The following is a 13,459-nucleotide window of genomic DNA, read 5'->3' on the forward strand; positions in this document are numbered from 1 at the left end:
CGGACATAAAAAAACCGGGGCTGGCCCGGTTTTTGCGGCTTACCTGACGCGCTGGTACAGGCGAAAACGTTCCACGTCATCCGTGGGGCGGCGCCCCTCCCACAGCTTGATCCAGTCCGCGCCGTGGTGCTCGGGCAGTTGTTCCTTGCTGTCGGGAACCTTGATGCTGTCTTGCAACAAGAACACATCGCATTGCTGCTGCCCCACGCTGGCAAACGGCAGGTGGCCGAAGTAGGCGAACGAGGCGCGCTGGGCGGCGCCGACGTTGCTGTTGATGCACTTGCTGCCTGGCGGCAGGTGAACGGAAATCTGGTGCGCCACGCTGGCGTAGCTCTTGCTGTAGTTCAGCGGCGGCAGGAACAAGGTCATGATCAGCACCCAGATCAGGATCAGGCCGCCGGACGACAGCACCACGGCGCGCCATAGTACGGCAGGCTGGCGCGAGATGCGCCAGTGCACCAGGGCGATCCAGCCGGCCGTGACGCCAGCGGCCACGAAGAAGGCCACCAGTTCCAGTTGGGGCTTGAATCCAGGCACGAGTTTCAGTGCATTGTGGGCCTGTTGCGGCGGCCAGCCCGTCAGGATGGCGAACCAGAATAGCCACATCACGAGGGCGCAGATGGTCAACACCATCACGGAGAACCAGTCGATGGCGTTGATGGCGCCCCGTTTCATGGTCAGCAGGCCGAACGCGGCCATCACGGCCAGCGGCGGCAGCAGGGGCAACAGCTGGCTCGGTTCAGGATCGGGGTGGCACAGGCCCAAGATGGCCAGCATGGCGACAAAGGTCAGCGGTACGACGATGTGCAGCACGTGGTGCTGGCGGCGCCAGGCATACACGGCCCAGGCGGCGAACGGCCACGCGGGCCAGAAGAACCAGATGCCGACACGCAAGAAATACTGCAGGCTTTTCAGGCTCGGGGCGCTGAACTGGCGGCAATTCCACTCCATCCACGCTTGCAGCGGCGAATGGCCGTAGGGCTGCAGCCATTCGCCGGGCAGTAGCCAGACCAGAGTCAGCGCGGCGCCGATCACGATGGCCAGCGCCAGGTGGCGCATGCTGCGCAGCAGCGGCAGGCGCAGGAAGACGGTGCACAGCAGCAGGGCGATGCTCAGCGCCGCCGGCGTGATCCAGCCGCGCGTCAGGGTCAGGCCGCCCAGCGCCAGGCCCAGCAGGGCGGCATTGCGCACGGACGGGCCTTCCACATAGCGCACGGCGCGGTACAGCAGGTAGGCCATCAGGGACACATACAGCGCTTCGGCCGTGATGTCGTGGCTGTGCTGCAGCAAGCCCAGGCAGCCCAGGTAGATGAGCACGGCGGCATCGGCCAGGGTGCGGCCGAAATCGTCGGGCTCGGGCTGGCCGCCGAAGGCCAGGCGCAGGGGCTGGGCATCGTTGCGGCGGCCCAGGTTGAAGGCGGTGTACCAGACGGACAGGGTGCTGACGGCGAAGATGCCGATGGTCGACATACGCGCGCCGAAGACGTCGCCGTCGATCCAGCCGAACAGCTTGATGAAAATGGCGCCCAGCCAGAAGGCCAGCGGACCTTCATCCGGCAGTGACAGGCCGGCCACGTTGGGCCACAGCCAGTCGTTCAGGCCGCCATGCGCCATGGTCCACATGATGCCGAAACTGGCGGCGTCATCGTTCTTCCACGGTTCGCGGCCGATCAGGCCAGGCAGGATGTACAGCAGGCCGAGCGCAAACAAGGCCCATCGTGGCAGCGCGAGTGTGGCAGCAGCGGGAAGGCGGACTGGCTTCATCGATAGTCGGTATCAGAAAATTGGCAAGACGCGACGAATGGCGTCGGGTATGCGCGAGTATAAAGTAAAGCGGCCAAAGACAAAAAAGGCAGCCGTAGCTGCCTTTTCTTTGGTAGCCGAAGCTGCCTTTTTTGCCGCAAAGCGGCAAAAATCAGCCTGCTGCGACTGCGGTTTTCGAACCAACGGTACCGAACTTCTGACGGAACTTCTCGACGCGACCAGCGGTATCGACGATTTTGTGCTTGCCCGTGAAGAATGGGTGCGATTCAGCCGAAACCTCGATCTTCACCAGTGGGTATTCTTTACCGTCGTGGGTGATTTTTTCGCGGGTTTGGATGGTCGAGCGGGTAACGAATTTGAAATCGCACGACAGATCGTGGAAAACAACTTCGCGGTACTCTGGATGGGTATCGACTTTCATGGTCTTCTCTCTAGTTTGGTAGCCAAACAGCACTTCGTCGGTCGTCTTGCTTCTTGACCCGATTGCCGATCACTTGCCAGGTTTTAAAATAATGCAACCGTCGATTATATAGCGCTTTAGGGCCGCAGGCAACAAAAAAGCCGCTCAATGAGCGGCTTCGCATGAAACTGGGCAAGTTTATCCGCCGCGTCTCATCATGTCAAAAAATTCAGCATTGTTTTTTGTTGCTTTCATTTTATCTAAAATGAACTCCATCGCCTCGATCTCGTCCATCGAGTACAGCAACTTGCGCAAAATCCAGATTTTTTGCAGCTCGTTCGGCTTGATCAGCAATTCTTCGCGGCGGGTACCCGATTTGTTCAGGTTAATTGCCGGATAGACACGTTTCTCGGCCAAACGGCGTTCCAGATGCACTTCCATGTTGCCGGTACCCTTGAATTCTTCAAAGATCACGTCATCCATGCGCGAACCCGTTTCGATCAGCGCCGTGGCGATGATGGTCAGCGAGCCGCCTTCTTCGATATTGCGCGCGGCGCCGAAGAAGCGTTTTGGACGTTGCAGCGCGTTCGCATCGACACCACCGGTCAGGACCTTGCCCGAGGCAGGGATGACGGTGTTGTAGGCGCGCGCCAGGCGGGTGATCGAGTCGAGCAGGATCACCACGTCTTTTTTCATTTCGACCAGGCGCTTGGCTTTTTCCAGCACCATCTCGGCCACTTGCACGTGGCGCGTGGCCGGCTCGTCGAAGGTCGAGGCGACGACTTCGCCGCGTACCGAACGTTGCATTTCGGTAACTTCTTCCGGACGTTCGTCGATCAGCAGCACGATCAGCGTGATATCCGGGTGATTGGCGGTGATCGCATGCGCGATGTGCTGCAGGATCACGGACTTGCCGGATTTCGGGGATGCCACCAGCAAGCCGCGCTGGCCTTTGCCGATCGGGGCGATCAGGTCGATGATGCGGCCGGTGATGTTTTCCTGGCCATTCATTTCACGTTCCAGGCGCAGCGGCTCGTTCGGGTGCAGCGGCGTCAGGTTTTCAAACAGGATGCGGTGTTTCGACATCTCCGGCGATTCGCCGTTGACCTTGTCGACTTTGACCAATGCGAAATAGCGTTCGCCATCTTTCGGGGTCCGTACCTCGCCCTCGATCGAATCGCCGGTGTGCAGATTGAAGCGGCGGATTTGCGAAGGGGAGATGTAAATGTCATCGGTGGACGCCATGTAGCTGGCGTCAGGCGAGCGCAGGAAGCCGAAGCCGTCTGGCAGCACTTCCAATGCGCCGTCGCCAAAAATCTGTTCGCCGGACTTGGCGCGTTTTTTCAGGATAGCGAACATCAGCTCCTGTTTGCGCAAGCGGGCTGCGTTGTCAATGTCAAGACCGATCGCCATCTCAAGCAGGGCGGATACGTGTAGGGCCTTTAGTTCGGATAAATGCATATGTGTTGAGTGTCCCGAGACGGGATGTAAAGGTAGGGGAGGGGACTGCGTGGCGTTGATTAATTATTGGGGAAGGCTGTGCACGAATGATGGCAAAGCTGCTTCCCGGTCTATCCAGTCAGGCGGCGCTGCGGGCGCAGCGCTGCCTATCATACATTAAATGTTGCTGTCGACGAAAGCGGTCAACTGGCCCTTGGCCATGGCGCCCACTTTTTGAGCAGCCGCAACACCATCCTTGAACAGGATCAGGGTCGGGATGCCGCGAATGCCGAACTTGGCAGGCACTGCCTGGTTGGCGTCCACGTCCATCTTGGCGATCAGGATGCGGCCGTTGTATTCCTTGGCCACTTCTTCCAGGATCGGGGCGATAGCCTTGCAGGGACCGCACCATTCCGCCCAGAAGTCGACCAGCACTGGCAACTCGGATTTCAGGACGTCTGCTTCAAAAGATGCATCGCTAATGTGTTTGATATTTTCGCTCATATTTTCCTCAAATGAGGGTGGGATCAATAATGCCTGGGATTAACCATACGCTGGTTCGCCATCCATGCTTCCTGGAATGCAGCTAGCAGATGGGGGCAATGGGCACGAATTCAATATTCTTGGAAGGTGCGACCAGAGGTATGCAGGCGGGGATGGCTGAAATAATAACCCATTTTTTCAAAGCGTGGCGATTATTGCAGAAAAACTTGAGGCATATCGCCACCGCGCCTGGCGGCAGAGCGGCAAAGCCGCATGCCTGCTGGCCCGCAGCGCCTTGCCCGCCCTCCCGGCCAACCTCCTCACTCAGGCTTGTACGCTGGCCAGACGCGCCGTGTGCTGCAGCTGCAAGTTCACCATGAGCTGCAATTCCGCGCTTTCCATCGGCTTGCGGAAGGTACCTAATATATGCAGGCCATTGGCGACGGCTAGCCGTTCTGCGGCCAGGCGCACGGCCGAATGCAGGCCGGACAGCAACACTACGCCGCCGCGGAAGCCATTGTCAGCCGCCAAGCGCAGGAATTCGATGCCGTCGATGTCGGGCATGGACAGGTCGCAGATCAGCAGATCGGGCTGGTGCTGCTTCAGGGTAGCCAGCGCCTGTTCGCTGTGCGACTCGCAGCGGATGTCGAACTGGCCCATTTGCTCGAGCATGTCGCTGAGCACGTCGAGCATGAAGACATCGTCGTCCAGCAGCAGCACGCGCAACGGCGCCAGGCCTGCTTCGTTGTGTTCCCGGCTAGCTTGGTTTGATACAGTGTTCATCGTCATGTCTTTCTGTTGATATGCATCGCTGTCGATGCCGATACCTTGCCGTAACGTACTGGCGGTAGCTAATCGTCATTGGCAAAGCTGGTGTTATTCATGATTTGTTCGGTAATCTGTTCCAGCAGGGGCCACAGGCGCGCCACGATGCACCTTGCCCGCTCCGCCTCGTCGGCCGGCTCGCCCGGCGCCAGGGTTTCCAGGTTGTGACACAGCTCGGCCAGCCCCAGCGCCCCCACCGTGCGTGCCGACGACTTGATGCGGTGCCCCAGTTCGCGTACCTGCTGCACGTCACCGCGTGCCAGGGCCGCGTCGATGTCGCCAAAGCCATCCTGCGTGGTTTGCAGGAACTTGAAGGCGAATTTACGTACCTTTTCCGGGTTGTAGCCCAGCAGCTTGGCCAGGATGGACAGGTCGATTACTTGCGGGTCGCCCGCCAGGGTGGTCTTGAAGGCGGGCACGGCGCGGCCGCGCGCGGGTGGTGGTGGGGTTTCGCGCGCCGGCAGCCAGCTGGCGATGGTCTGGTACATCATGGCCGGCTGGATCGGCTTGGAAATGAAATCGTCCATGCCCGCCTCCAGGCAGCGCACGCGGTCTTCGCTGGTGGCCGTGGCCGTCATGGCCAGCACGCGCAGGTGCGCCAGCTGCGGGTCGGCGCGGATGTGGCGCGTGGCTTGCAAACCATCCATCAGCGGCATCTGCACGTCCATCAGCACGCAGTCGAACTGGGTCTGGCGCAGCAGGTCGAGCGCCTCTTCGCCATTGTTGGCCAGGCAGACGGAGGCGCCCGCTTCTTCCAGCAATTCCAGCGCCACTTGCTGGTTGAAGGTATTGTCTTCCACCAGCAGGATGCGCGCATGCTTGAGCGTGCGCATCACCAGGGCGGCGTCAGCGCTGGCACGCATGGCCGCCGCCGTCTGCACCATGCTGTCGAGCATGGCCGGCGCCGCCTGGTCGGAAATGCCCAGGTTGGCCGTGAACCAGAAAGTGCTGCCGGCGCCGGGACGGCTGTCGACGCCCACGTCGCCGCCCATCAGCTGTGCCAGCTGCTTGCAGATGGCCAGGCCCAGGCCCGTGCCGCCATATTCGCGCGTGGTGGAGGTGTCGGCTTGCTGGAAGGACTGGAAGAGTTTACTCATTTCATCCTGCGACAGGCCGATGCCGTGGTCGCACACTTCGAAGCGCACCAGACAGTGTTTGGCGTCCGCCACCACCCTGCGTACTTTCACGGTAATACTGCCCTGTTCGCTGAACTTGATGGCGTTATTGGCGTAGTTGATCAGCACTTGTCCCAGGCGCAGCGGGTCGCCCACCAGCACGGCAGGCAATTGCGGGTCGATCTCGAACAGCAGTTCCAGATTCTTGCCGGCGGCGCGCGGCGCCACCACCGTCATCAGGGTTTGCACCACATGATCGAAACTGAAGTTGACGCGCTCGATTTCCAGCTTGCCCGCTTCGATTTTCGAGATGTCGAGGATATCGTCGATGATGCCCAGCAGGTGCTCGCCGGCAAAGCGGATTTTTTCCAGGTAATCGCGCTGGCGCGGTTCCAGATCCGTCTTCAGGGCCAGATACGCCATGCCGATCACGCCATTCATCGGCGTGCGGATTTCATGGCTCATGTTGGCCAGGAATTGTCCCTTCGCCAGGCTCGCCTCTTCGGCCACCTGTTTGGCCTGGTCCAGCTGCTCGGTGCGCTGCGCCACGCGTTCTTCCAGATGTTCATTGAGTTCGCGCAAGGCGCTCTCGCTGCGCTTGTGATACGTGATGTCCGTCAGGCTGGCCACCACCATGCCGACCTTGCCATACTCATCGCGGATGGCCTCCGTATTTACGGACAGCCACGACAGGCTGCCGTCGGGCTGCTGCACGCCCATCAGCACGTCGCGCATGGCGACACCCGTCGACAGGGTGATGTGCACGGGATGGCTGCGCTGGTCGAAGGCGGAACCATCTTCGCGGATGGCTTGCCACAGGCTGCGGTTGGCCTGACTGGCCGGACTGGCTGCCAGCATGCGCTCGGCGGCCGCATTGCTTTCCAGGATATGTCCATGGCTGTCCTGCACCACCAGGCCGTTGGTGACGGCGCCGAACACGGACGCCATGCGTTGGCTGGAATTCGACAGCGCGATCGACGCCTGGCGCCGTTCCGTGATGTCGGTAATCATCGCCAGCGTGCCGCCCGGCTCGCCGTTGTCCGATTGAATACTGGTGCTCGACAGCAAGCCCCACAGGCTGGACAAGTCCTTGCGGAAAAAGCGGAAGTCAACCTGGTCCGGTTGGCTGGCGACGCTGCCGTGGCTGGCCAGGCGGCGCTGCATCAGCAACTGGCTGTCGCGGTCCATGAAGTCGAGCATGGGACGGTTCAGCATTTCCTGCACCGTGTAGCCCAGCATGTGCGCCATCTTCGGGTTGACGAACGTGGTTTTGCCGTCCGCATCCGTCATCCAGATGCCTTCGGCGGCCGTTTGCACGATCAGGCGGTAGCGCTCCGAACTGGCGTGCAAGGCTTCTTCGGCGCGCTGGCGCTGCGTCATGTCGCGCAGCGAGACGATGGAAAATACTTGCCCGGCCATACGCAGCGGCGACAGGCTGACCTTGGCGGGGAAGTGCGTACCGTCGCGGCGGCGCGCCAGCATCACCCGGCCAGGCAGGCTGTGCCGCGCTTGCGGGTCGCCCACGGAGTGGCTGGCCGTACTTTCCGGCACCAGTTGCTCCAGCGACATGCCCGTCAACTCGGCCAGCGGATAGCCGAAGCAGCGCGCGCCGATCTGGTTCGCGTAATGCACCTTGCCCTCGACATCGGCCACCAGCATGGCTTCGGGCGCCGCTTCCAGCATCGAACGCATGCGCGATTGCTCGTCTTGCTTGCGTTCGCTGATATCGCAGACGATGCCGCTGGCCTGCGTGGCGGCGCCATCCGAGGCGCGCGACAGCACGGCGCCGCGTGCCAGCAGCCAGCGCCAGTGGCCGTCGCTGTGGCGCAAACGGAATTCGCAATTGAAGGTGCCGGGCGCCTGGCCGTCCAGATGCTGGCGAAATGCAAGACTCAGGCGTGCCCGGTCATCCCGGTGCACTTCTGCCAGCCAGTCGGACAGTGTATGGTCGAGCCTGGCGCTCTTGTCGCCCAGCACGTCCTGGTACTGGGGCGCGAACTGCAACCGGTCGGACTGGCGCCGCCAAGTCCAGCCAGCGAGGGCGGCGCCGCGCAAAGCTTGCCCAGCATCCTGTTCGGCCGGGGCATGCGCGGGCGGGAGCAGGCGGCGCAACCGTTGCCGCAGCCGCCAGGCTTGCCAGCAAGCCAGTCCCGCCAGGGCGGTGGCGCTGGCGGCAGCGTACGGCCACAGCAGTGTCGGCGCCATGCCGTGTGCCGCCGCCTGCACCGGCAGGGAGAGTGCCATGCCTGCCGCCAGCATCGTATGCGCGAGCCGGCGCAGCGCAGGGCTCTGTCGGCGTGGTGCGCTGAAACTCATGTGGCTGCAATACGACAAATGCATCCCTTTCTGGGGCGAGATTGGACTGGGCTGGCAGTACATGAGGCGCACTCAAATAAACGCCTGCGGCGCTTTCTGGCGGCAACTATAGCATCGAATATTTGCTCGGCGTATTTAAGTTCAGAAACGGCCAAAACGGGATTTTTTTTGCCCAGGAATGGCTGTTTTTTTCGTGATTTGGTGAGAATTCGTGAGAAAGTTGGCGTGAAATCGTGCTACTCAATTGCGGCATTGGTCCTACGTGAAGCTGCCTGCGAACTGATAGCGGTGTCCGGGATGCCACATGGTGGCGATCGAGGCGATCTTGCCGCCCGAGCACGTCTGGCGGCGCAGCACCAGGCATGGCTGTTTGGTGTCGATGGCCAGCATTTCGGCGATGTCGCGCGGTGCCGACAGCGCTTCAATGCTGTAGGTGGCGCCTTGCAAGGGGGCGGCAGCCATCAGGTATTCGTTCGGCGTGATGCTGGAAAAATCCTGCGTCATGTAGTCGGGCGCGCACTCGGGATTGACCCAGCGGTCTTCCACCTGGATCGGCACGCCGTTTTCAAAATGCACGATCAGAGAATGAAACAGCGGGTGTTCCGGCGGCAAGCCGAATTGCTTGGCCAGCAAATCGGACGCCTTGGTGCGTTCGAGTAATTGCAAGCTGCTGCGGTGGATATGCCCGCGCGCGCGCACTTCATCGGCGATACTCTTGATTTCCAACAAGGTCGCCTGGTATTTTTGCTGTGCCACATAGGTGCCGGACCCCTGGCGCCGCGTCAGCACTTGCTCGCTGGTCAGTTCGCGCACGGCGCGGTTGACCGTCATGCGCGAGACGCCGAATTGTTTCACCAATGCTTGCTCGGAAGGAATCACGTCGCCTTCCTTCCAGCGTCCGGCAGCGATACCGGCCAGCAGAAAATCCTTGATGCGCTGGAAAATGGGCGTATTTTCCTGAGTAGTATGATCGTCCAATGCGGTTTCTCCGGGGCGCGGGCAGGGCGCGCCGCCGGCTGGAGGCGCGATGGCCGATTTTAGCACCGAGCACGATGGCTGCCGCCAAGCTTTTTTTGAATTCAAAAGCAAGCGCCGGAGTGCGGCGCCGACCGGCGCTGGCTATGCTGGCGACTTACTATTGACCTGCACGGAGTTTGCCATGGAACACGCTTACCTGACTGACGATGAACGCTGGGATGCCCTGCAGCGGCGCGCCCCCGACGCCGACGGCGTTTTTTATTACTCGGTGCGCACGACGGGCGTGTATTGCCGCCCTTCCTGTGCGGCGCGTACCGCCCTGCGCCGCAACGTGGCCTTCCACGCCAGTTGCGAGCAGGCGGAAGCGGCCGGTTTTCGCCCCTGCCTGCGCTGCAAGCCCAATCAGCCGCCGCTGGCCCAGCGCCAGGCGGCCATCGTGGCCGATATCTGCCGCCTGATCGACGCCAGCGACGAGATGCTAGAGCTGGACAGCCTTGCTAGGGCCGCCGGCATGAGCCGCTTTCACTTTCACCGCGTCTTCAAGGCGCACACCGGCATCACGCCAAAAGCCTATGCGGCGGCGCGGCGCGGCGAGCGCCTGAAGGCCGGCTTGCAGGGCGCGGCAAATGTCACCGAGACCTTGTACGCGGCCGGTTTCAATTCCAGCGGCCGCCTGTACGCCGCCACGTCGGGCTTGCTGGGCATGACGCCGGGCGCGTTTCGCGCTGGCGGCAGCGGCACCGTGATCCGTTTCGCCATCGGCGCCTGTTCGCTGGGCGCCATCCTGGTGGCCAGCACGGACAAGGGCATTTGCGCGATTTTGATCGATGACGACCCGGAAGTGCTGCTGCGCGACTTGCAGGACCGTTTTCCGCAAGCCGAACTGCGTGGCGCGGAAGCTGAATACGAACAGACGGTGGCGCAGGTGGTGGGCCTGGTCGAGGCGCCGGGCCTGGGCCTCGACTTGCCGCTCGACGTGCGCGGCACCGTGTTCCAGCAGCGCGTATGGCAAGCCTTGCGCGAGATTCCTGCCGGCAGCACCGTCAGCTATGCCGAGCTGGCGCGGCGCATCGGTGCCCCGCAAGGCGCGCGCGCCGTGGCGGGCGCCTGCGCGGCGAACGCGCTGGCCGTTGCCATCCCCTGCCACAGGGTGGTGCGCAACGATGGCGCGCTGTCCGGTTACCGCTGGGGCGTGGAGCGCAAGCAGGCGTTGTTGGAACGCGAGGGCGAACGATGAGTGCGCTGGACTGGCGCCAGATCGAGGATGAGCTGAATCAATACGGTTGCGCCTTCGTGCCGGGCTTGCTGAGTGCGGATGCCTGCGCGGCGCTGGCGGCGCAGTATGACGACGCGTCGCGTTTTCGCAGCAAGGTGGTGATGCAGCGCCATGGTTTTGGCCAGGGCGAGTACCAGTATTGGGCCTATCCGCTGCCGGAGCCGGTCGCCGAGCTGCGCGCTGCCTTGTATCCGCCGCTGGCGGCCATCGCCAACCGCTGGCACGCCAGCCTGGGTCTGGAGACGCGCTTTCCGTCCAGTCACGCCGATTTCCTGGCGCGCTGCCATGCCGCCGGGCAAACCCGGCCCACGCCCCTGCTGCTGCGCTACCGCGATGGCGATTACAACTGCCTGCACCAGGATCTGTATGGCAAGCACGTGTTTCCGCTGCAACTGGCCGTACTGCTGTCGCGCCCGCAAGACGATTTCACGGGTGGCGAATTCGTGCTGACGGAGCAGCGCCCGCGCATGCAGTCGCGCCTGGAAGTCGTGCCGCTGGCGCAGGGCGATGCCGTCCTCTTTCCCGTCGCGCAGCGCCCCGTCAACGGCACGCGCGGCAGTTACCGCGTGAACATGCGCCACGGCGTGTCGCGCCTGCGCTCGGGCTTGCGCCACACCCTGGGCATCATTTTCCATGATGCGAGTTGAACTGTAGCTGCGGCGCTTGAGTTTCCAGGATTACATGGCATGATGGCTGCTCCTTGTCACTCTTTCATTTCTGCCATGTCCGCGTTGCTCCGCCTGTTGTGCCTGTTGACCATTTTCCTGTTGCCCGCAGCCCATGCGGACGATGGCATGCCTGCGCTCGTTGCGGAGGCCGCATCCGTCGTGGCGCCGTCGCAGCTTGCTGCGGTCAGGACGGCGCCGCTGATGTTTGCCAACCGTAAGGTATTCGTCTTCCGCGCCGCGCTGGCCGGCTATCCGCCCGATGAACGGGCCATCGGCGCGCAGCGCCGCCTGGAAAGCGTGCTGGCGAAAAACGGACGCATGCAGACGAGCACGCGCATGATTCCCGAAGGCACGCAAGTGCTGCTCGACGGCGTGCAGCTGTTCGTCGTCGTGCCTGGCGACGTCAACCAGCTGGCCGGCGACACGACGGAAAGCGTGGCCAAGGTGGCGGCCGAGGAATTGAGCAAGGCATTGCTCGATTACCGCGAACAGGGTAGCTGGCGCTACCTGTCGATCGCCGCTGCTGTGTGCGCGGCCGCCACCCTCGTGTTCTGGCTGGTGTGGATGGGCTTGACGCGACTGTATCACTGGGCCAAGCGCCGCAGCGGCATCCTGCTGGCCTCGCGCCTGCGCGACGTGCGCTTGAAAAACGTACGCGTGCTCGATGCCGAGCACTACATCGCCTTCGCCTACCAATTGCTGAGCGCCGTGCTGTGGGGCTTGCGCCTGATGGCTACCTATCTGTGGGCCGCCTTCGTGCTGGGCCGCCTGCCCTACACGCGTGCCTGGGGCGAAAGCTTGAGCGGCTACCTGTTCGACGTGGCGGCCGACGTCTTCCACGCCATCATCGGCGCCTTGCCGGGGCTGGTGCTGGTGTGCGTGATCTTCGCCATCGCGCGCCTGATCGCTGCCACGGCCGCCTCGCTGTTCAAGCGCGTGGAAAGCGGAGAATTGCAGATCGGCTGGCTCGACAAGGACACGGCTCTGCCCACGCGCCGCATCGCCAGCGTGGTGATCTGGCTGTTCGCGCTGGCCATGGCGTATCCGTATCTGCCCGGTTCGCACACGGCTGCCTTCCAGGGCCTGTCCGTGCTGGTGGGCCTGATGGTGTCGATCGGCGCGTCGAGCATCGTCGGCCAGGGCGCGAGCGGCCTGATTCTGATGTACACGCGCGCCCTGCGCAAGGGCGAATATGTGCGCGTGGGCGATAGCGAAGGCACGGTGGTCGACGTGGGCATGTTCGAGACGCGCTTGCGCACGGGCCTGGGCGAAGAGATAGCCTTGCCAAACGCGTGGGTGATGTCGCAAACGACGAAGAACTATTCGCGCGCCCAGCCCGGCGGCGGCTTCGTGCTCGACTCCACCGTCACCATCGGCTACGCCACGCCGTGGCGGCAAGTGCACGCCATGCTGGAACTGGCCGCGTCGCGTACGACGGAACTGTCCACCGCGCCGAAACCGTACGTGATGCAACTGGCGCTGCAAGATTACTACGTGCAATACCGGCTGGTCGCCTACGCCAGCGCCGAAGTCCCCCGCCAGCGCGCCGAAGTACTGAATCGCTTGCACCAGAACATCATCGACGTCTTCAACGAATTCGACGTGCAGATTACTTCGCCGCACTACATTGATGACCCGAAAGAATCGCACGTGGTGCCGCCGGAGGAGTGGTTCAGGGCGCCGGCGCAGCGGGGGGAGGAAGAAAAGTAAGCTCGGGCTGTTTTGGCAAACAAGGCCTGGTGTGTCGGACTAGGGGCGCGATGGGTGGGGTGGGCAGATTTCAGTGCGCCACTCCTGCATATCACTGTTGATAGCAATGATTTTTTGCTGACCTGCCGGGTCGTTGGTCAGGCAAAATTTTCCTCTATAACCACGAGTCGAATCGGAGGGATCATCCGGTCTGCCATTCAAAAAGACGCTGTACATCCTGTCTGTTTTCAGCATCGTCGCAGCAGTCGATTCGGCTCCTGTCGGTACTTGTCCATACAAATAGCAGGTTTTTGCATGCATGGGGAGGGTCGTCGCTCCAGGGAGAATGAAGGACCAGACCTCTACAGGCGGTTTTATGGATATATCGTAAACCATGAGTGCGCCAAGCATCGGCGTTCCATTCCGTCGTTCCTCTCTGTTTGAGATGGTGAAGCATGGCATACCTTTGAATGAGGTAATTTCGGCTTCAGCCATGCGGGACACC

At 62.2% G+C, this 13,459-nt stretch carries 11 protein-coding genes; 3 read left to right on the forward strand and 8 right to left on the reverse strand.

The window, feature by feature from the left end; genetic code table 11:
* Positions 1 to 39 precede the first annotated feature (39 nt).
* From ACQ4W7_RS13900 to hutC, 7 genes are all read right to left on the reverse strand, one after another.
* Complete coding sequence (locus tag ACQ4W7_RS13900) at positions 40 to 1,764, reverse strand: ArnT family glycosyltransferase (RefSeq protein WP_436531168.1); 1,725 nt, start codon at positions 1,762 to 1,764, stop codon at positions 40 to 42.
* Positions 1,765 to 1,915: 151 nt separating this feature from the next.
* Positions 1,916 to 2,185: a type B 50S ribosomal protein L31 gene (locus tag ACQ4W7_RS13905; protein WP_010401544.1), complete on the reverse strand. Its 270-nt coding sequence runs from the start codon at positions 2,183 to 2,185 to the stop codon at positions 1,916 to 1,918.
* Between the two features lie 177 nt (positions 2,186 to 2,362).
* Complete coding sequence (gene rho, locus ACQ4W7_RS13910; protein WP_034746249.1) at positions 2,363 to 3,625, reverse strand: transcription termination factor Rho; 1,263 nt, start codon at positions 3,623 to 3,625, stop codon at positions 2,363 to 2,365.
* 156 nt (positions 3,626 to 3,781) lie between these two features.
* Positions 3,782 to 4,108, reverse strand: a complete 327-nt coding sequence (trxA, locus tag ACQ4W7_RS13915; RefSeq protein WP_426071901.1) for a thioredoxin TrxA — start codon at positions 4,106 to 4,108, stop codon at positions 3,782 to 3,784.
* Between the two features lie 303 nt (positions 4,109 to 4,411).
* Entirely contained in the window at positions 4,412 to 4,870 is a 459-nt protein-coding gene (locus tag ACQ4W7_RS13920; RefSeq protein ID WP_426071902.1) for a response regulator, read from the reverse strand.
* Between the two features lie 68 nt (positions 4,871 to 4,938).
* Complete coding sequence (locus ACQ4W7_RS13925) at positions 4,939 to 8,271, reverse strand: PAS domain-containing hybrid sensor histidine kinase/response regulator (protein WP_436531170.1); 3,333 nt, start codon at positions 8,269 to 8,271, stop codon at positions 4,939 to 4,941.
* Positions 8,272 to 8,601: 330 nt separating this feature from the next.
* Positions 8,602 to 9,321: a histidine utilization transcriptional repressor HutC gene (hutC, locus tag ACQ4W7_RS13930; protein WP_426071904.1), complete on the reverse strand. Its 720-nt coding sequence runs from the start codon at positions 9,319 to 9,321 to the stop codon at positions 8,602 to 8,604.
* Between the two features lie 181 nt (positions 9,322 to 9,502).
* Between hutC and ada the strand changes: the two genes are divergently transcribed.
* From ada to ACQ4W7_RS13945, 3 genes are all read left to right on the forward strand, one after another.
* The gene (gene ada, locus ACQ4W7_RS13935) at positions 9,503 to 10,558 is read left to right on the forward strand and encodes a bifunctional DNA-binding transcriptional regulator/O6-methylguanine-DNA methyltransferase Ada (protein WP_426071905.1); all 1,056 of its coding nucleotides are present in this window, start codon (positions 9,503 to 9,505) and stop codon (positions 10,556 to 10,558) included.
* Positions 10,555 to 11,244 (forward strand): 2OG-Fe(II) oxygenase, encoded by a 690-nt coding sequence (locus ACQ4W7_RS13940; protein ID WP_436531173.1) that lies wholly within the window; start codon positions 10,555 to 10,557, stop codon positions 11,242 to 11,244. The genes ada and ACQ4W7_RS13940 overlap by 4 nt, the downstream gene beginning before the upstream one ends.
* A 75-nt stretch (positions 11,245 to 11,319) precedes the next feature.
* The gene (locus ACQ4W7_RS13945; RefSeq protein ID WP_436531175.1) at positions 11,320 to 12,975 is read left to right on the forward strand and encodes a mechanosensitive ion channel family protein; all 1,656 of its coding nucleotides are present in this window, start codon (positions 11,320 to 11,322) and stop codon (positions 12,973 to 12,975) included.
* Positions 12,976 to 13,014: 39 nt separating this feature from the next.
* Here ACQ4W7_RS13945 and ACQ4W7_RS13950 read toward each other — a convergent pair whose 3' ends face one another.
* Positions 13,015 to 13,449, reverse strand: a complete 435-nt coding sequence (locus ACQ4W7_RS13950) for a hypothetical protein (RefSeq protein ID WP_426071908.1) — start codon at positions 13,447 to 13,449, stop codon at positions 13,015 to 13,017.
* Positions 13,450 to 13,459 lie beyond the last annotated feature (10 nt).

The organism is Janthinobacterium algoris (assembly GCF_051380935.1).
In the GTDB taxonomy this organism is placed as follows: domain Bacteria; phylum Pseudomonadota; class Gammaproteobacteria; order Burkholderiales; family Burkholderiaceae_D; genus Janthinobacterium.

Bases quoted from the DNA above. Each gene is read 5' to 3' on its own strand.
- ACQ4W7_RS13900 (WP_436531168.1), bottom strand. From the start codon at position 1,764: ATGAAGCCAGTCCGCCTTCCCGCTGCTGCCACACTCGCGCTGCCACGA.
- ACQ4W7_RS13905 (WP_010401544.1), bottom strand. From the start codon at position 2,185: ATGAAAGTCGATACCCATCCAGAGTACCGCGAAGTTGTTTTCCACGAT.
- rho (WP_034746249.1), bottom strand. From the start codon at position 3,625: ATGCATTTATCCGAACTAAAGGCCCTACACGTATCCGCCCTGCTTGAG.
- trxA (WP_426071901.1), bottom strand. From the start codon at position 4,108: ATGAGCGAAAATATCAAACACATTAGCGATGCATCTTTTGAAGCAGAC.
- ACQ4W7_RS13920 (WP_426071902.1), bottom strand. From the start codon at position 4,870: ATGAACACTGTATCAAACCAAGCTAGCCGGGAACACAACGAAGCAGGC.
- ACQ4W7_RS13925 (WP_436531170.1), bottom strand. From the start codon at position 8,271: ATGGCACTCTCCCTGCCGGTGCAGGCGGCGGCACACGGCATGGCGCCG.
- ada (WP_426071905.1), top strand. From the start codon at position 9,503: ATGGAACACGCTTACCTGACTGACGATGAACGCTGGGATGCCCTGCAG.
- ACQ4W7_RS13940 (WP_436531173.1), top strand. From the start codon at position 10,555: ATGAGTGCGCTGGACTGGCGCCAGATCGAGGATGAGCTGAATCAATAC.
- ACQ4W7_RS13945 (WP_436531175.1), top strand. From the start codon at position 11,320: ATGTCCGCGTTGCTCCGCCTGTTGTGCCTGTTGACCATTTTCCTGTTG.
- ACQ4W7_RS13950 (WP_426071908.1), bottom strand. From the start codon at position 13,449: ATGGCTGAAGCCGAAATTACCTCATTCAAAGGTATGCCATGCTTCACC.